General features: G+C 68.4%; 13 protein-coding genes. 11 read left to right on the plus strand and 2 right to left on the minus strand.

The genetic code is table 11. From position 1 onward, the window contains the following. Positions 1-19: 19 nt before the first annotated feature. The 5 genes from HTA01S_RS04850 to HTA01S_RS04870 all read left to right on the plus strand — a co-directional run bounded on the left by HTA01S_RS04850 (position 20) and on the right by HTA01S_RS04870 (position 6,739). Positions 20-919: a PPK2 family polyphosphate kinase gene (locus HTA01S_RS04850; protein WP_084235857.1), complete on the plus strand. Its 900-nt coding sequence runs from the start codon at positions 20-22 to the stop codon at positions 917-919. A 40-nt stretch (positions 920-959) separates the two neighbouring features. After that, positions 960-4,349: a fused isobutyryl-CoA mutase/GTPase IcmF gene (gene icmF / locus HTA01S_RS04855; protein WP_068167454.1), complete on the plus strand. Its 3,390-nt coding sequence runs from the start codon at positions 960-962 to the stop codon at positions 4,347-4,349. Positions 4,350-4,424: 75 nt separating this feature from the next. Continuing rightward, positions 4,425-5,087: a c-type cytochrome gene (locus HTA01S_RS04860; protein ID WP_068167455.1), complete on the plus strand. Its 663-nt coding sequence runs from the start codon at positions 4,425-4,427 to the stop codon at positions 5,085-5,087. A gap of 64 nt (positions 5,088-5,151) precedes the next feature. Further along, complete coding sequence (gene rocF / locus HTA01S_RS04865) at positions 5,152-6,081, plus strand: arginase (RefSeq protein ID WP_068167456.1); 930 nt, start codon at positions 5,152-5,154, stop codon at positions 6,079-6,081. A gap of 19 nt (positions 6,082-6,100) precedes the next feature. Further along, positions 6,101-6,739: a LysE family translocator gene (locus tag HTA01S_RS04870; protein ID WP_068167457.1), complete on the plus strand. Its 639-nt coding sequence runs from the start codon at positions 6,101-6,103 to the stop codon at positions 6,737-6,739. Positions 6,740-6,862: 123 nt separating this feature from the next. Here HTA01S_RS04870 and HTA01S_RS04875 read toward each other — a convergent pair whose 3' ends face one another. Together HTA01S_RS04875 and HTA01S_RS04880 are read right to left on the minus strand one after the other, a co-directional pair. After that, positions 6,863-7,162 carry an antibiotic biosynthesis monooxygenase family protein gene (locus HTA01S_RS04875; RefSeq protein ID WP_068167458.1) on the minus strand — a complete coding sequence of 100 codons (300 nt, stop codon included), beginning with the start codon at positions 7,160-7,162 and terminating at the stop codon, positions 6,863-6,865. 192 nt (positions 7,163-7,354) lie between these two features. Continuing rightward, a complete protein-coding gene (locus HTA01S_RS04880; protein WP_068167459.1) occupies positions 7,355-8,998 on the minus strand; it encodes a GMC family oxidoreductase in 1,644 nt (547 codons plus the stop codon). 206 nt (positions 8,999-9,204) lie between these two features. Here HTA01S_RS04880 and HTA01S_RS04885 point away from each other — a divergent pair, with 206 nt between their 5' ends. From HTA01S_RS04885 to HTA01S_RS04910, 6 genes are all read left to right on the plus strand, one after another. Then, the gene (locus tag HTA01S_RS04885; protein ID WP_068167460.1) at positions 9,205-10,056 is read left to right on the plus strand and encodes a 3-hydroxybutyryl-CoA dehydrogenase; all 852 of its coding nucleotides are present in this window, start codon (positions 9,205-9,207) and stop codon (positions 10,054-10,056) included. A 247-nt stretch (positions 10,057-10,303) separates the two neighbouring features. Beyond that, positions 10,304-10,849, plus strand: a complete 546-nt coding sequence (locus HTA01S_RS04890; protein ID WP_068167461.1) for a hemerythrin domain-containing protein — start codon at positions 10,304-10,306, stop codon at positions 10,847-10,849. Positions 10,850-10,952: 103 nt separating this feature from the next. After that, positions 10,953-12,383 (plus strand): glutathione-disulfide reductase, encoded by a 1,431-nt coding sequence (gene gorA, locus HTA01S_RS04895; protein WP_068167462.1) that lies wholly within the window; start codon positions 10,953-10,955, stop codon positions 12,381-12,383. Positions 12,384-12,529: 146 nt separating this feature from the next. Further along, complete coding sequence (locus tag HTA01S_RS04900; RefSeq protein WP_068167463.1) at positions 12,530-14,038, plus strand: AMP nucleosidase; 1,509 nt, start codon at positions 12,530-12,532, stop codon at positions 14,036-14,038. A gap of 109 nt (positions 14,039-14,147) precedes the next feature. Continuing rightward, on the plus strand, positions 14,148-15,599 hold the full coding sequence (locus HTA01S_RS04905) for an efflux transporter outer membrane subunit (RefSeq protein WP_068168104.1): 1,452 nt from the start codon (positions 14,148-14,150) through the stop codon (positions 15,597-15,599). 26 nt (positions 15,600-15,625) lie between these two features. Further along, positions 15,626-16,921, plus strand: coding sequence for an efflux RND transporter periplasmic adaptor subunit (locus HTA01S_RS04910; protein ID WP_068167464.1), 1,296 nt, complete (start codon positions 15,626-15,628; stop codon positions 16,919-16,921). The last annotated feature ends 27 nt before the right edge of the window (positions 16,922-16,948 follow it).

The raw sequence follows: 16,948 nt of genomic DNA on the forward strand, positions 1-16,948 counted from the left end.
CTCACCCACCGGAGACGCCATGCCCAGCCCGAGCGATGCCCCGTTGCCTTTTCCCGCCGCCGCGATCCGCGCCACCCGGGGCAGCCTCTGGCAGGACTGGCAGATCGAGCCCCAGACCCCAGGCAAAAACGGCAAGAACGACCGGCCCAAGGCGCTCGATTCCCTGGACACCGGCGCCAAGCCCTACTCGGGGGGCAACAAGGTCGCCGACCGGGCCGCACTCGATGTGCTCACGCAGGAGCTGGATGTGCTGCAGAACCTGTTCTTCGCCGACGGCCGTTACAAGCTGCTGCTGGTCCTGCAGGGCACGGACACCTCCGGCAAGGATGGCACCGTGCGTGGCGTGTTCGCGCGCACCAGCCCGCTGGGCGTGCACACCGTGGGCTGGAAGGCGCCCACCGAGGCCGAACGCGATCACGACTTCCTCTGGCGCATCCACCAGAAGGTGCCCGGCGCGGGCGAGATCATGGTGTTCAACCGCAGCCATTACGAAGACGTGCTGGTGCCGGTGGTCAATGGCTGGATCAGCCCCGAACAGACCCGCCAGCGCTACCGCCACATCAACGATTTCGAGCGCCTGCTGGCCGAGACCGGCACCGTGATCCTCAAGTGCATGCTGCACATCGGTTTCGAAGAGCAGCGCCAGCGCCTGCAGGACCGGGTGGACGACCCCACCAAACACTGGAAGTTCAGTCTGGGCGACTTGGAGGTGCGCAAGCAATGGGGCGAATACCAGAAAGCCTACGAATCGCTGCTGCACGAGACCAGCACGCCCTGGGCGCCCTGGACGGTGGTGCCGGCCGACTCCAAAACCCACCGCAACCTGATGATCGCGACCCTGGTTCGCGACACCCTCAAGGCGCTGGACCTGCGCTATCCCCCCGAAGAGCCGGCACTGGCCGGGCTGCGCATCCGGTGAGCCCCCATTCCCCACAAGACCAGAAACCAAGAGACAAGCCATGACCCAACTCAGCGCCGACTACCAGGCCCTGGCCCGCTACCGCCCCACGCACAAGGTGCGCTTCGTCACCGCCGCGAGCCTGTTCGACGGGCACGACGCGGCCATCAACATCATGCGCCGCATCCTGCAGGGCATGGGCGCCGAGGTGATCCATCTGGGGCACAACCGCTCGGTGGATGAGGTGGTCACCGCCGCGCTGCAGGAAGACGCGCAGGGCATCGCCATCAGTTCCTACCAGGGCGGCCATGTGGAGTACTTCAAGTACATGGTGGACCTGCTCAGGAGCCGCGGCGGCGAACACATCCAGGTGTTCGGCGGCGGCGGTGGCGTGATCGTGCCGAGCGAAATCCGGGAACTGCAGGACTACGGTGTGGCGCGCATCTACAGCCCCGAAGACGGCCAGCGCATGGGCCTGGCCGGCATGATCGGCGAGATGGTGATGCGCTGCGACCGGGACCTCACGCCCTACGCGCCCACCACGCTGGGCGCCATCCAGGGCCACGGCGAAATGCACTGGCGCGCGCTGGCGCAGCTGATCACGGCGCTGGAAAACCGGGAGGCGCCGGACGAAGGCAAGCCGGGCCGGCGGGGCGACAGCGCACCACGCATCGACCCGGCGCTGGTCGAAGCGATCCGCACCGAAGCCGCCCACAAAAAAGTGCCGGTGCTCGGCATCACCGGCACCGGCGGCGCGGGCAAGTCCAGCCTGACCGACGAGCTGATCCGCCGCCTGCGGCTGGACCAGGAAGACCGCCTGCGCGTGGCCCTCATCAGCATCGACCCCTCGCGCCGCAAAAGCGGCGGCGCCCTGCTCGGCGACCGCATCCGCATGAACGCGATCGCGCCCTGGGCCACCACGCCGGGCGCCACGCGCGCCGCACTGCCCGGTGGCAACCCGGACAACGGCCAACGCGTGTTCATGCGTTCGCTGGCCACACGCGATTTCGGCAGCGAGATCAGCGCGGCCCTGCCCGACGCAGTGGTGGCCTGCAAGGTGGCGGGCTTCGACCTGATCGTGGTCGAGACCTCCGGCATCGGCCAGGGCGACGCGGCCATCGTGCCGCACGTGGACGTGCCCATGTATGTGATGACCCCCGAGTTCGGCGCCGCCAGCCAGCTTGAAAAGATCGACATGCTCGACTTCGCGGAGTTCATCGCCATCAACAAGTTCGACCGCAAGGGCGCCAGCGACGCGCTGCGCGACGTGGCCAAGCAGGTGCAGCGCAACCGCGAGGCCTGGACCACGCCGGCCGAGCAGATGCCGGTCTTCGGCACCATGGCCGCGCGCTTCAACGACGACGGCGTGACCGCGCTCTACCAGGCGCTCAAGCCCCGTCTGATGGCGCTGGGCCTGCCGCTGCGTGAGGGCCGGTTGCCCCAGGTCGCGGTGCGCCACAGCACCAACCAGAGCCCCATCGTGCCGGCCGCGCGCACGCGCTACCTGGCCGAGATCAGTGACACGCTGCGGGGCTACAAGAAGAAGGCGCGCGAACAGGCCGCGCTCGCGCGCGAAATCCAGCAACTGCGCGAGGCCGCGCGCATGCTCAGCGTGGCCAAGCCCCACCGGCCCAAGGCCGCCGAAGCCGCCATCGACCTGGCCCAGGAACGCGAGCTGGCGCAGGACCCGGCCGCGCGCAAGCTGCTGGCCCAGTGGCCCGACATGCAGAAGGCCTACGCGGGCGACGAGTACGTGGTGAAGATCCGCGACAAGGAGATCCGCACCGCGCTCACCACGAAGTCGCTCAGCGGCACCTCCATCCGCAAGGTAGCCCTGCCGCAGTACGAAGACCACGGCGAGATCCTCAAGTGGCTGATGCTGGACAACGTGCCCGGCAGCTACCCCTACACCGCCGGCACCTTCGCCTTCAAGCGCGAAGGCGAAGACCCGACCCGCATGTTCGCGGGCGAGGGCGACGCCTTCCGCACCAACCGCCGCTTCAAGCTGCTGTCCGAAGGCATGCCCGCCAAGCGCCTGTCCACCGCATTCGACTCGGTCACGCTCTACGGCAACGACCCCGACCCGCGGCCCGACATCTACGGCAAGGTGGGCAACTCGGGTGTAAGCATCGCCACGCTGGACGACATGAAGGTGCTCTACGGTGGCTTCGACCTGTGCCACCCGGCCACCTCGGTTTCCATGACCATCAACGGCCCGGCGCCGAGCATCCTGGCGATGTTCATGAACACCGCCATCGACCAGAACGTCGAGAAGTTCAAGGCCGACAACGGCCGCGAGCCGACCGACACCGAAGCGCAGAAGATCCGCGAGTGGGTGCTGGCCAACGTGCGCGGCACAGTGCAGGCCGACATCCTGAAAGAGGACCAGGGCCAGAACACCTGCATCTTCAGCACCGAGTTCTCGCTCAAGGTCATGGGCGACATCGCGGAGTATTTCGTGCACCACGACGTGCGCAATTTCTACTCGGTGTCGATCAGCGGCTACCACATCGCCGAAGCCGGCGCGAACCCGATCAGCCAGTTGGCCTTTACGCTGAGCAACGGCTTCACCTTCGTAGAAGCGTATCTCGCGCGCGGCATGCACATCGACGACTTCGCGCCCAACCTCTCCTTCTTCTTCAGCAACGGCATGGACCCGGAGTACACCGTGCTCGGCCGCGTGGCGCGCCGCATCTGGGCCGTGGCGATGAAGGAAAAGTACGGCGCCAACGAGCGCAGCCAGAAGCTGAAGTACCACATCCAGACCAGCGGCCGCAGCCTGCACGCGCAGGAAATCCAGTTCAACGACATCCGCACCACGCTGCAGGCGCTGATCGCGATCTACGACAACTGCAACTCGCTGCACACCAATGCGTTCGACGAGGCCATCACCACGCCCACGGAAGACTCGGTGCGCCGCGCGATGGCGATCCAGCTCATCATCAACCGCGAATGGGGCCTGGCCAAGAACGAGAACCCCAACCAGGGCAGTTTCATCATCGAGCAGCTGACCGAGCTGGTGGAGGAAGCGGTGCTGGCCGAGTTCGAGAAGATCGCCGAACGCGGCGGCGTGCTGGGTGCGATGGAAACCGGCTACCAGCGCGGCAAGATCCAGGACGAGAGCATGCACTACGAGATGCTCAAGCACACGGGCGAATACCCCATCATCGGCGTCAACACCTTCCGCAACCCGCACGGCGACGCGGTGATGGACAAGCTGGAGCTCGCGCGCTCCACCGACGAAGAAAAACAAAGCCAGCTCCAGCGCCTGGCCGGCTTCCACGCCCGCCACGCGGCCGAAGCCCCGGCCATGCTGCAGCGCCTGCAGCAGGCGGTGATCGAGAACCGGAACGTGTTCGAGGTGTTGATGGACGCCGTACGCTGCTGCTCGCTCGGCCAGATCACCGGCGCGCTGTTCGCCGTGGGCGGTCAATACCGGCGCAATATGTGAGGCTTTGCCGCTTTCAGCGGGTTGATTGACCGGGGTCAAGTGGCCCGCCGGCCGGGTGGATAGCATCTTCAATACATGAACATCACCCCATCCCTTCACGCCGCCCTCGGCATGGTGCTCGCCCTGGTCTGTGGCACGGCGGTGGCCCAGGCAAGCCCTGGCACCCCGCCCGCCGGCACGCTCGAAGAGCGCCTGAACGTCATCCTGCAGGACCCACAGCAAGTGGAAACCTATGCCCGCATGGGGCAGAAGGTTTCGCTGTTCTGCGCCAACTGCCACGGCGACGGGGGCAACAGCGTCAAGAGCGACGTGCCCAACCTCGCCGGCCAGAACCCGACCTACCTGTTGACCCAGGTGCGCCAGTTCGCCGACGGCAGCCGCCGCTACGAATTCATGGAACGGCTGATCAAAGCCATGTCGGTGGACGAACGGCTGGGCGTGGCGGTGTACTACGCGCGCCAGTCCGTCAAACCCCAGCCGGTGCACGATGCGGCGTTGGTGGCCGAGGGCAAGAAGTACTACGACAAGGTCTGCTGGCGCTGCCACGGTGAACAGGGCCGCGGCAGCGAGTCCTTCGCCCGTGTGGCCGGACAGCAGACGGACTACCTCACCCAGACCCTGAAGAACTACCGCGGCAGCGTCGGCACCCGCGTCAACCCGCTCATGACCGCCAACACACGGCAGATGACAGACGCCGACCTGCGCGCGGTCGTGGCCTACGTGTCCTCGATGCGCTGACGCGCGCTGCGGCACAGCACCCCTGCACACGCGGGGGCTGACCTGTTGGCGGCAGAATAGCGCCATGCAACACCACATCAGCCTCATCGGCGTGCCCACCGACATTGGTGCGGGCGCGCGCGGCGCTTCCATGGGCCCCGAAGCGCTGCGGGTGGCGGGTATCCGCAGCGTGCTGGAGAGCCACGGCCTGGACGTGCTCGACCGGGGCAACCTGAGCGGTCCGCCCAACCCCTGGCTGGCGCCCGCCGAGGGCTACCGGCATCTGGCCGAGGTGGTCGAATGGAACCAGACCCTGCACGAGGCCGTGCGGGCGGAGCTGGCGCAGGCCCGCATGCCCATCGTGCTCGGCGGTGACCACTGCCTGGGCCTGGGCTCCATCAGCGCGGTGGCCCGGCACTGCCGCGAGACCGGCAAAAAGCTGCGCGTGCTCTGGCTCGACGCGCACGCCGACTTCAACACCGCCGCGCTCACCCCCAGCGGCAACATCCACGGCATGCCGGTGGCGCTGCTGTGTGGGCATGGCCCGGCGCCACTCACCGGCATCGGCGGCACCACGCCCGCCATCGACGCCGGCGTGGTGCGCCAGATCGGCATCCGCAGCGTGGACGCGGGCGAAAAACGACTGGTCCACGAGGCCGGCCTGGAAGTGTTCGACATGCGCTACATCGACGAGATGGGCATGCGCCACACCATGGAGCAGGCGCTCATGGGCATGGATCACAACACCCACCTGCACGTGAGTTTCGACGTGGATTTCCTTGACCCCGAGATCGCCCCCGGCGTGGGCACCACCGTGCCCGGCGGCCCGACCTACCGCGAAGCGCAGCTGTGCATGGAGATGATCGCCGACACCGGACGCCTGGCCTCCCTCGACGTGATGGAGCTCAACCCGGCGCTGGATGTGCGCAACCGCACGGCCGAACTCGCGGTCGACCTGATCGAAAGCCTGTTCGGCAAATCGACGCTGATGCGCAAGACCGCGCCCCGCGCCTGACGGCACACCGGCACCCACCATGACCCTGCAACTGCTGCTGGCCTACAGCCTCATCACCTGGCTCACCGCCGCCACGCCGGGGCCGGCCGTGCTGCTGGCACTGCGCAACGGCGCCACGCGCGGTTTTCGCGCCGGGCTGTACTCCACCCTGGGCAACCAGATCGGGCTGTTGCTGCTGGCCGGTGCCTCCATCCTCGGTCTCGGTGTGATCCTGCACACCTCGGCCTGGCTGTTCACGCTGGTGAAATGGGTGGGCGCGGCCTACCTCGTGTTCCTGGGCTGGCGCATGCTGCGCTCGCGCGACGGGCTGGACCTGGGCAGCGCAACCCAGGGCGACGCGCCACCGGCCAGCGACGCGCAGATGCTGCGCCTGGGCCTGTGGGTCTCGCTCACCAACCCCAAGGCCATCCTGTTCTTTGGCGCGCTGTTCCCGCAGTTCGTGCAGCCCGAACAGCCCCTGCTGCCACAGTTCGCCACGCTGGTGTCGCTCAGCGTGTGCGCCTCGGTGTCGTGCCTGCTCACCTACGTGTGGCTGGCCAGCCGCGCACGGCGCTGGCTGCAGCGGCCGCGCGCCGCGCTGTGGATCAACCGCGTCGCGGGCAGCGTGTTCATAGGCTTCGGCCTGGTGCTGGCCGGATTGCGCCGAGCGCCTGCCTGAATCCGGCGCGCCTGACCCCAACCGAGAATGCCGTGGAACCGGCTTCGCCGGGCCACAGGCATTGCCCCTTGAGGGGCTGAGCTGGCTACACGCAGTGAGCCAGCGATGGGGGTGGGATGTGACTCAGCTCTTGCTCACAAGCTCCAGGTGCTCGACCACGGGTGGTTGAGCAAAGAACGGGCCGACGATGGCGCGCCATTCGGCGAACGCGGGCGACTGGCGGAAACCCACCATGTGGTCTTCCAGCGTGTCCCAGTAGATGGTGAGGATGTAGCGCCCCGGGCTCTCGATGCTGCGGTTGACCTTGTAGCCCTGAAAGCCCTTGGACAGGGCGATCACGGTGCTGGCGGCACGGGTGATGGCGGCTTCAAAGTCGGCGGCCCGGGCGGGGTCGATGCGGAGGTCGGCGTGTTCAAGAATCATGTGGTGGAGGCTCCCCCTGCGCCGCTTCGCGTCACCCCCCAGGGGGGCGATGCCGGTGGCCCGGCAAAGCCGGTTCCACGGCATCCTCGGTTCAGGCACGCGCGCCGGGGAAGAGGTTTGAAAACATGGGAGGGAGAGCGTAACCCAGAACACCGCAGGGCCGGCTTTGCCGGACTGCAGGTGTTGCCCCCCTCAGGGGTGTGGCGCGAAGCGGCGCGGGGGGTGGTCCTCGTGCATCATGTCCACCGCCTTCTCGGCCATCATGATCACCGGCGCGTTCGTATTGCCACCCACCACGCTGGGCATGACGGAGGCGTCCACCACCCGCAGGCCCGCCACGCCGTGCACCCGCAGGCGCGCGTCCACCACCGCCGCGCCGTCCGGGCCCATGCGGCAGGTGCCCACCGGGTGGTAGATGGTGTCGGCGTGGTTGCGGATGAACTGCTCGATCTGCGCGTCGCTTTGCGCTTCAGCCGACGCCTTGGACTCCATGCCGCCGTGGCGCGCGAGCGCGGGTTGCTGCAGCAGCTCGCGCATGCACTTGAAGCCCCGCACCAGGCGTGCCGTGTCGTCCGCGTCCTGCAGAAAGGCCGGGTCGATCAGCGGCGCCACCTGCGGATCGGCGCTGGCCAGGCGCAGCGTGCCGCGGCTCCTGGGGCGCAGCAGGCAGACGTGGCAGGAATACCCATGGCCCAGCACCGTCTTGCGGCCATGGTCCACCAGCTTGCCCACCACGAAGTGCAGTTGCAGGTCGGGGATGGGTTCCTCGGGGCTGCTCTTGATGAAACCGCCGGCTTCGGCGAAGTTGGTGGTGAGCGGGCCGCTGCGCTGGCGCCGCCACTCGAAGAGGCCTTTGACCATGTTCACCACGCCGGTCCAGGACAGACCGAACAGCTCGGTGAGCTTGGGCGCGTTAACCACCATCACCACGTCGGGGTGGTCGTGCAGGTTGGCGCCCACACCGGGCAGGTCGTGCACCACACCGATGCCGTGTTCGCGCAGGTGCGCCGCCGGGCCGATGCCCGAGAGCATGAGCAGCTGCGGCGAGCCAAACGCGCCGGCACTCAGCACCACCTCGCCACCGGGTTTCAGGCGCAGGCTCTGCAAGGCGCCGCGCCCGGCATCGGGCCGGTATTCGACGCCCACGGCACAGGGCCGGCCGTCCACCACCTCGGTGAGCACCCGCGTGGTCAGCGCGCCCGTGATCACGTTCAGATTCGGCCGGTTCAGGTGCGGCGTCAGGTAGGCCTTGGCGGCACTGAACCGTTCGCCGTTCTTGTGCGTCACCTGGTAGGGGCCGATACCCTCCTGCTCGGGGCCGTTGAAGTCGTTGTTCAGCCGGTAGCCCGCCTGCTGGCCGGCTTCCATGAAGGCGGGCAGAAATGGGTTGGGCGAACGCAGGTCCATCACGTTCAGCGGCCCGCCCTGGCCGTGCAGCGCGTCGGCGCCGCGCTCGTTGTGTTCGGCGCGTTTGAAGTACGGCAGCACGTCGGCGAAGGACCAGCCCGGGTTGCCTTCGGCGGCCCAGGCGTCGTAGTCGCTGGCGTGGCCGCGCGCGTAGATCATGGCGTTGATGGAACTGGAGCCGCCCAGCACCTTGCCACGGGGCTGGTAACCGCGCCGGCCGTTGAGTCCCGGCTGGGGCACGGTGGCCAGGCCCCAGCCGTTGAGCTCGTACTTGGCCATCACGGCCAGCCCCGCCGGGCAGTGGATGAGCACGTTCTTGTCGGCGGGGCCGGCTTCGAGCAGGGCCACGCGGACCTGCGGGTCTTCGCTCAGGCGCGAGGCCAGCACACAGCCGGCGGAACCGCCGCCCACGATAAGGTAGTCGTACATGTTGTTGGGTCTCCTGGGGCCGGCGCGGAAACGGCGGGTCACGCGGACCGCCGCGCCTAGCGACTGGCGGCAAGGTAGCACAGGCCCCGGGCGCGCGGGTAGGCGTGCCAGCCTAGACCAGACACCTGGGTGACCGCCCCGCCCCGGAACCCGGGCGGCGAAGGACCGACAATGGCTTTTTTCGCCATTTCAGGAGTGAACACCACATGAGCAGCATTCAAACCGTGGGCATCATCGGCTCGGGCACCATGGGCAACGGCATCGCGCAAGCCTGCGCCACCTGTGGCATCCGCGTCGTCATGATCGACATCGCGCAGGCCGCGGTCGACAAGGGCCTGGCCACCATCGCCGGCAGCCTGGACCGCCTGATCAAGAAGGAAAAGATGACCGCCGCCGACAAGGACGCGGCGCTCGCGCTGATCCAGGGCTCGACGAACTACGACGACCTCAAGGGCGCGCAGCTGGTGATCGAGGCCGCGACCGAAAACGAAGGCCTCAAGGTCAAGATCCTGCAGCAGCTCGACGGCCTGCTCGCGCCCGAGGTGATCGTGGCCACGAACACCAGCTCGATCAGCATCACCAAGCTGGCCGCCGCCACCCAGCGCCCCGACCGCTTCATCGGCATGCACTTCTTCAACCCCGTGCCCATGATGGCGCTGGTGGAGATCATCCGCGGCCTGCAGACCAGCGACGCCACGCACGATGCCGTCAAGGCGCTGGCCGAGGCCCTGGGCAAGTCGCCCATCACCGTGAAGAACGCGCCCGGCTTCGTGGTCAACCGCATCCTGGTGCCCATGATCAACGAGGCCTTCTTCGTGCTGGCCGAAGGCCTGGCCACGCCGGAAGACATCGACGCGGGCATGAAGCTGGGCTGCAACCAGCCCATCGGCCCGCTGGCCCTGGCCGACATGATCGGGCTGGACGTGTGCCTGGCGGTGATGAACGTCTACATGGCCGAGTTCAACGACAGCAAGTACCGCCCGGCGCCGCTGCTGAAGGAAATGGTGGCCGCGGGCTGGCTGGGTCGCAAGACGGGGCGCGGGGTATACACCTATTAACCCCCCGCGCCGCCTGCGGCGTCACCCCCCAGGGGGCGATGCCTGTGGCCTGGCAAAGCCAGTTCCACGGCATCCTGGGTTCGGGCACGTGCGCCGGAGGCTTGGTTGTTGGGCACGTGGGCCGGATGCCTGTCTTGCTTCTGCAGTTCATCGGAAGCCCGCTTCGGCGGGCTTTTTGTTTGCGCCAAATCAAGTTGCGGCAACGCCGCATTTTCATAATGGAAGCACCTTTTCTGGGGAGTTTCATATGTGCGCCGCCTCCACGTCCGCCGTCATCGCCGTTTTCGAGTTCCTCGACAGCACCCACCGGGAGATCCAGCAGCAGTTGCGGCAATTGCACCAGCTGGTGGATGCGATTGAACGCGGTGGTCTGAACCAGGCCGCGCGCGACAAGGCGCGCCGGGTGCTGACCTACTTCAACGGCGAAGCCCGGCAGCACCACCTGGACGAAGAAAAGCACATCTTTCCCTCCTTGCGGACCAGCCCGAACCCCGAGGTGGTGCAGGCCGCCGAACACCTGACGCAGGACCACGGCTGGCTGGAAGAAAACTGGCTGCAGATTGCGCCCTCGCTGGAGGCCGCGGCCAACGGCAACCTCTGGTTCGACACCCAGGAACTGCGCCATGCGCTGGAGGTGTTCGAGGCCCTGTACCTCGATCACATCGTGCTGGAAGAGGCCATCGCCTACCCGGAGGCCAGACAGCGGCTGGCCTCCCACGACACCGCGGGCATGGGCCGGGAAATGGCCCGGCGCCGCACGTTGCTGCGCCCCGAGGTGATGGCCCGGGCCTGAGCACGGGCGATCCACCGGCATGCCCCCGGCCACCCACGGCCGGACGTAAGATGGCTCCAGGCCCGGGGCGCCCGGGCCGTCTTGATGCGGGGATGTTTGACCGATGAGTGCGTTCGACTTTGACCTTTTCGTGATTGGTGGAGGCAGTGGCGGCGTGCGCGCCGCGCGCATGGCCGCGCAGCGCGGCGCGCGCGTGGCCCTGGCCGAAACCCTGGGCACCGATGGCCTGGGCGGCACCTGCGTCAACGTGGGCTGCATTCCGAAAAAGCTTTACAGCTTCGCCGCGCACTACGCTGACGCGTTCCACGAGTCCCTGGGCTTCGGCTGGGAGTTCGGCGCCGTCGATCCGAGCGGCCAGCCCGCCTTGCCGACGCTGAACTGGGCCACGCTCAAGGCCAACCGGGCACAGGAAATCGGCCGCCTCAACGGTGTCTACGGCAGCCTGCTGCGCGGCGCGGGCGTGACGGTGTTCGACGGCTTTGCGCGCGTGCAGGGCGAACACGGCGTGGGCCTGGCCACGATCAACGCCGACGGCAGCCCCGGCCACCAGAACTTCACGGCCAAGAACATCCTGATCGCCACCGGCGGCACGCCCCACGTGCCGCACTTCGTGGGCCGCGAACACGTCATCACCTCCAACGACATCTTCGACCTGGAGCCGTTCCCCCAGCGCCTGCTGGTGGTGGGGGGTGGCTACATCGCCTGCGAATTCGCCTCCATCTTCAACGGCCTGGGCTCGCACGTGACCCAGCTCTACCGGGGCGAGCAGGTGCTGCGCGGTTTTGACGACGAGATCCGCCATTTCGTCGCGGCCGAAATGGTCAAGTCCGGTGTGGACCTGCGCCTGAACGCCGGCGTGGTGGACGTCCAGCGCACGGCCGACGGCCTGCGCGTGGAACTCGAAGGCGGCGGCGAGGTGCTGGCCGACGCCGTGCTCTACGCCACCGGCCGCGTGCCCAACGTGACCGGTCTGGGGCTGGAAACCGTGGGCCTGGCCCAGGGCGCGCAAGGCGAGATCGTGGTCGATGCGCACTACCGGACCAACGTACCCTCCATCTATGCCGTGGGCGACGTGACCAACCGGGTGCAGCTCACGCCGGTGGCGCTGGGCGAGGCCATGGTGGTGGTGGACCAGCTGTTCGGCCCGGTGGCCGGCAAGCCCGCGCGCGAGATGAGCTACGAGTTCATCCCCACCGCCGTCTTCACCCACCCCAACATCGGCACCGTGGGCTACACCGAAGCCGCCGCGCGAGAGGCGTTCGGCCAGATCACGGTGTTCCGCAGCGAGTTCAAGGCGCTCAGGCACACGCTGTCGGGCAGCAGCGAGCGCACGCTCATGAAACTGGTGGTGGACAGCGCGAGCGACCGCGTGGTGGGCCTGCACATGGTGGGCGCGGAGGCGGGCGAGATCGTGCAGGGATTTGCGGTGGCCATGAAGGCCGGCGCCACCAAGGCCGTGTTCGACAGCACCATCGGCATCCACCCCACGGCGGCCGAAGAGTTCGTGACCATGCGCGAGCCGGTGAAACCGTAGGGGCTCACCGGCCAGCGCGCACCCCTTTCTGGGCTCCCGTGGAACCGGCTGTGCCGGGCCACTGGGAGCGTCCCCCTCCCCGCCAAAGGCGGGGCAAAAGAGGGGGAAGCCGCACAGCGGCGCAGGGGGTGTTCACAATACACGCCATGCACAAGACACCCGACTTCACCGCCCCGATGTTCTACCGCGACCCGGCCCAGGCGCTGGCCCAGGTGCAACGCATCTACCAGGACAGCGTGGACTTTCTGCGCCAGGCCATGCGCGATTTCGTCACCGGCGGCGACTTCTCGCACGCCCACGTGCGGGCCTGCTACCCCTACGTCCGGCTGCACACCCACAGCGTCTCACGCAAGAGCAGCGCGCCCCACAGCCCGCCGATGAACCGGCTGAGCTACGGCTTCGTGGCCGGCCCCGGCCGCTTCGAGACCACGCTCACCCGGCCCGACCTGTATGGCGACTATTACCTGGAACAGTTCCGCCTGCTGCTGGCCAACCACGGCGGCGAGCTGGAGGTGGGCACCAGCGCGCAGCCCATTCCCATCCACTTCTCGTTCGCCGAGCACGACCACGTGGAAGGCAGCATGGGCCCGGAGCGCCGCGCGCTCATGCGCGACGTGTTCGACCTGCCCGACCTCACCGTGATGGACGACGGCATCGCCAACGGCACGCACGAGCCGCGCCCCGGTGAAGCACACCCACTCTCGCTGTTCACCGCGCCGCGCGTGGATTACTCGCTGCAGCGCCTGCGCCACTACACCGGCACCGCCCCCGAGTGGTTCCAGAACTTCGTGCTGTTCACCAACTACCAGTTCTACATCGACGAATTCATCCGCCTGGGCCACGCCGAGATGGCCCGGCCCGACAGCGAGTACATCGCCTTCGTGGAGCCGGGCAACGTGGTGATGCGCCGCGCCGGCCTGCCGCCGGAAGTGGGCGACGAGCTGGGCCACCCGCCGCCGCGCCTGCCGCAGATGCCGGGCTACCACCTGGTCCGCGCCGACCGCACCGGCATCACCATGGTCAACATCGGTGTCGGCCCGGCCAACGCCAAGACCATCACCGACCACATCGCCGTGCTGCGCCCACACGCCTGGCTCATGATCGGCCACTGCGCCGGCCTGCGCAGCACCCAGCAGCTCGGCGACTACGTGCTGGCCCACGCCTACGTGCGCGAAGACCACGTGCTGGACGAAGAACTGCCGCTGTGGGTGCCGATCCCCGCGCTGGCCGAAATCCAGCTCGCGCTCGAAGCCGCCGTGGCCGACGTGACCGGCGTGCCGCCGGCCGAGGTCAAGCGCATCATGCGCACCGGCACCGTGGCCAGCACCGACAACCGCAACTGGGAACTGCTGCCCGACAACAAACCCCAGCGCCGGTTCTCGCAATCGCGCGCGGTCGCGCTCGACATGGAAAGCGCCACCATCGCGGCCAACGGTTTCCGCTTCCGCGTGCCTTACGGCACCCTGCTGTGCGTGAGCGACAAGCCGCTGCACGGCGAGATCAAGCTGCCCGGCATGGCCAACCACTTCTACCGCGAGCGCGTGGACCAGCACCTGCGCATCGGCATCCGCGCCGTCGACATCCTGCGTGAGGGCGGTCCCGACCAACTGCACAGCCGCAAGCTGCGCAGCTTTGCCGAGGTGGCGTTCCAGTAGGCGCGGCTCGACAACATTCTTTACACGAACTTCACCGAGAGGTCACACCCGGTGGGTTGGGCTTGCGCACAATGGCACACAGGCATACACAGTATGCTGAATGAACACCATGAACCCCACCCCACCGCTCTCCCGACCGGCCCACCACCCGGCTGCCCTGACCGCCCTCGCCGCCGCCTTGCTGCTGTCCGCCTGCGCCAGCCTGGCGCCCACCGGCACCGCGCTGCCCGACACTCCGGTGCCCGCCGCCTGGTCCGGCCCCGGCGGCCAGGCCACGCCGGGCCAGTCGGCCACCGCGCTGGCGGACTGGTGGCAACGCTTCAACGATCCCACCCTCACCGCCCTGGTCACGCAGGCACTGCAGGCCAACACCAGCGTGCGCAGCGCCCAGGCCGCGTTGCGGCAGGCGCGCGCGCAGCGCGATGTGCAACAGGCCGGCCTGGGGCCCACGGTGGACGCCTCGGGTTCGGCCCAGCGCAGCAAGTCGGGCAGCACCGGTACCAGCAACCGCTTCCAGGCCGGCTTTGACGCCAGTTGGGAGCCCGACGTGTTCGGGGGCAACCGCAGCGCGCTCAACGCCAGCGAGGCCGACGCCCAGGCCTCCGAAACCAGCCTGGCCGACGTGCGGGTGTCGCTGGCGGCCGAGGTCGCGGTGACCTATGTCGAACTGCGTGGCCTGCAGGCGCGGCTGGCGATCGCGCGCAGCAACCTGGCCGCGCAGACCGAAACCCTGCAGATCACCCGCTGGCGCGTCCAGGCCGGCCTGGCCTCGTCGCTCGATCTGGAACAGGCCATTGCATCCAGCGAACAGACCGCGGCCCAGATCCCGGCGCTGCAGACCAGCATCGCCCAGGCCATCAGCAGCCTGGCGGTGCTGACCGGCCAGGCGCCCGGGGCGCTGCAGGCCTCGCTCGGCCAGGCCGCGGCGATCCCGCAAGGGCCGTCCGATCTGGCACTGGCCTTTCCCGCCGAGACGCTGCGCCAGCGCCCCGACGTGCGCACCGCCGAGCTGCGCATCCGCGCCGCGCTGGCCCGGGTCTCGCAGGCCGACGCCGCGCGTTACCCGAGCTTTCGCCTCAGCGGCTCGCTGGGCCTCTCCGCGCTGACCCTGGGCACGCTGACCAACGGTGCCTCGGTCGTCAATTCGCTGCTGGCCAGCGTGTCGGCGCCGCTGTTCGATGGCGGGGCGGCGCGCGCCCAGGTGCGGGCTCAGGAGGCCGCGCTGGAATCGGCGCGCGTGGACTATGAGGCCACCGTGCTGACCGCCTTGAAAGACGTGGAAGACGCGCTGGTGTCGCTGCAGGGCAACCGCGAGCGCCTGGAACGGCTGCAAGCCGCCAGCAGCGCGGCGGCCAACGCCGAGCTGCTGGCGCGCCAGCGCTACGAAAGCGGCCTGATCGATTTCCGCTCGGTGCTCGACACCCAGCGCACCCTGCTCTCCACCCAGGACAGCGTGGCCAGCACCCAGGCCAGCCTGAGCGCGGACCTGGTGCGCCTGTACAAATCCCTGGGCGGCGGCTGGTCGCCCGATGCGCAGCCGGTTGAAACCACCACCCGCTGAACCCCGACCACAGAACCCGAACCGCCATGAGCCCCAAAAAAGACGCCACCCCCGCCGACCTGCAAGACCTTCTGGGCAGCGACCACCCGCCGCGCTGGTGGCAGCGCAGCTCGCTGTGGATCGGCATCGCCGCGATCATCGTCGTGGCCGGTGGCCTCACCTACTGGCAGGCGCAGCAGAAAGCCAAGGCCGCACCGGTCTACGTGACCGAGCCCCTGAAGAAGGGCGACATCACGCTCACCGTGGCCGCCAACGGCACGCTGCAGCCCACGCGCTCGGTCAACATCGGCAGTGAGCTCTCGGGCACCGTCAAGCGGGTGCATGTGGACGTGAACGACCGCATCAAGACCGGCCAGGTGCTGGTGGAGCTTGACACCGCCAAGCTGGTGGACCAGGTGACGCAGTCGCGCGCCGGTCTGGCCTCGGCCCAGGCACAGCTGGCGCAGGCCTTCGCCACGACCAAGGAAGCGCAAGCCACGCTGGCCCGGTTCGAGGAAGTGGCGCGCCTCTCGGGCGGCAAGGTGCCCTCGGCCACCGAGCTGGACAGCGCGAAGGCGGCCGTGGAGCGTGCCGTGGCCAGCGAGGCCGCCGCGCGTGCCTCGGTCACCGAATCGCGCGCGGCCCTCGCCACCACCGAAACCAACCTGTCCAAGGCCTCGATCCGCTCGCCCATCAACGGCGTGGTGCTCAGCCGCACGGTGGACCCGGGCAACGCCGTGGCCGCCTCGCTGCAGGCGGTGACGCTGTTCTCCGTGGCCGAAGACCTCGCACAGCTCAAGCTGGATGTGGCGGTGGACGAGGCCGACGTGGGCGCGGTCAAGGTGGACCAGAAGGCCACCTTCACCGTGAGCGCCTTCCCGGCGCGCCGCTACCCGGCCACCATCCACCGCGTGGCCTTCGGTTCCACCAAGACCGACAACGTGGTCACCTACACCACCACGCTCAACGTGGACAACAGCGACCTGAGCCTGCGCCCGGGCATGACGGCGGCCGCCACCATCGTGGCCAAGGAAGCGAAGGGCGTGCTGCTGGTGCCCAACACCGCCTTGCGCTTTTCACCGGCCAATGGCAACGGCGCGGCGGCGGCCAACACCAGCATCCTGTCCAAGCTGATGCCACGCCCGCCGCGCTCGGGCACCAAGACCGCCGGCACCGACCGCCGTGGCGGCGGTCCGCGCCAGATCTGGGTGCTGCAGGACGGCCAGCCGGTGTCGGTGTCGGTCAAGACCGGCATCAGCGATGGCCGCAACACCGAGGTCAGCGGCGAAGGGCTCTCCGAGGGCATGGCCGTGATCACCGAACAACGCAGTCCGACACCATGAACCCCCACGCTCCATCGCTACGCGAGT

Origin of the sequence: Hydrogenophaga taeniospiralis CCUG 15921 (genome assembly GCF_001592305.1) — a bacterium.
Classification (GTDB): Bacteria; Pseudomonadota; Gammaproteobacteria; order Burkholderiales; family Burkholderiaceae_C; genus Hydrogenophaga; species Hydrogenophaga taeniospiralis.

What these genes read in the sequence shown, in the direction of transcription:
- HTA01S_RS04850 (WP_084235857.1), top strand. Translation starts at nt 20, where the DNA reads ATGCCCAGCCCGAGCGATGCCCCGTTGCCTTTTCCCGCCGCCGCGATC.
- icmF (WP_068167454.1), top strand. Translation starts at nt 960, where the DNA reads ATGACCCAACTCAGCGCCGACTACCAGGCCCTGGCCCGCTACCGCCCC.
- HTA01S_RS04860 (WP_068167455.1), top strand. Translation starts at nt 4,425, where the DNA reads ATGAACATCACCCCATCCCTTCACGCCGCCCTCGGCATGGTGCTCGCC.
- rocF (WP_068167456.1), top strand. Translation starts at nt 5,152, where the DNA reads ATGCAACACCACATCAGCCTCATCGGCGTGCCCACCGACATTGGTGCG.
- HTA01S_RS04870 (WP_068167457.1), top strand. Translation starts at nt 6,101, where the DNA reads ATGACCCTGCAACTGCTGCTGGCCTACAGCCTCATCACCTGGCTCACC.
- HTA01S_RS04875 (WP_068167458.1), bottom strand. Translation starts at nt 7,162, where the DNA reads ATGATTCTTGAACACGCCGACCTCCGCATCGACCCCGCCCGGGCCGCC.
- HTA01S_RS04880 (WP_068167459.1), bottom strand. Translation starts at nt 8,998, where the DNA reads ATGTACGACTACCTTATCGTGGGCGGCGGTTCCGCCGGCTGTGTGCTG.
- HTA01S_RS04885 (WP_068167460.1), top strand. Translation starts at nt 9,205, where the DNA reads ATGAGCAGCATTCAAACCGTGGGCATCATCGGCTCGGGCACCATGGGC.
- HTA01S_RS04890 (WP_068167461.1), top strand. Translation starts at nt 10,304, where the DNA reads ATGTGCGCCGCCTCCACGTCCGCCGTCATCGCCGTTTTCGAGTTCCTC.
- gorA (WP_068167462.1), top strand. Translation starts at nt 10,953, where the DNA reads ATGAGTGCGTTCGACTTTGACCTTTTCGTGATTGGTGGAGGCAGTGGC.
- HTA01S_RS04900 (WP_068167463.1), top strand. Translation starts at nt 12,530, where the DNA reads ATGCACAAGACACCCGACTTCACCGCCCCGATGTTCTACCGCGACCCG.
- HTA01S_RS04905 (WP_068168104.1), top strand. Translation starts at nt 14,148, where the DNA reads ATGAACCCCACCCCACCGCTCTCCCGACCGGCCCACCACCCGGCTGCC.
- HTA01S_RS04910 (WP_068167464.1), top strand. Translation starts at nt 15,626, where the DNA reads ATGAGCCCCAAAAAAGACGCCACCCCCGCCGACCTGCAAGACCTTCTG.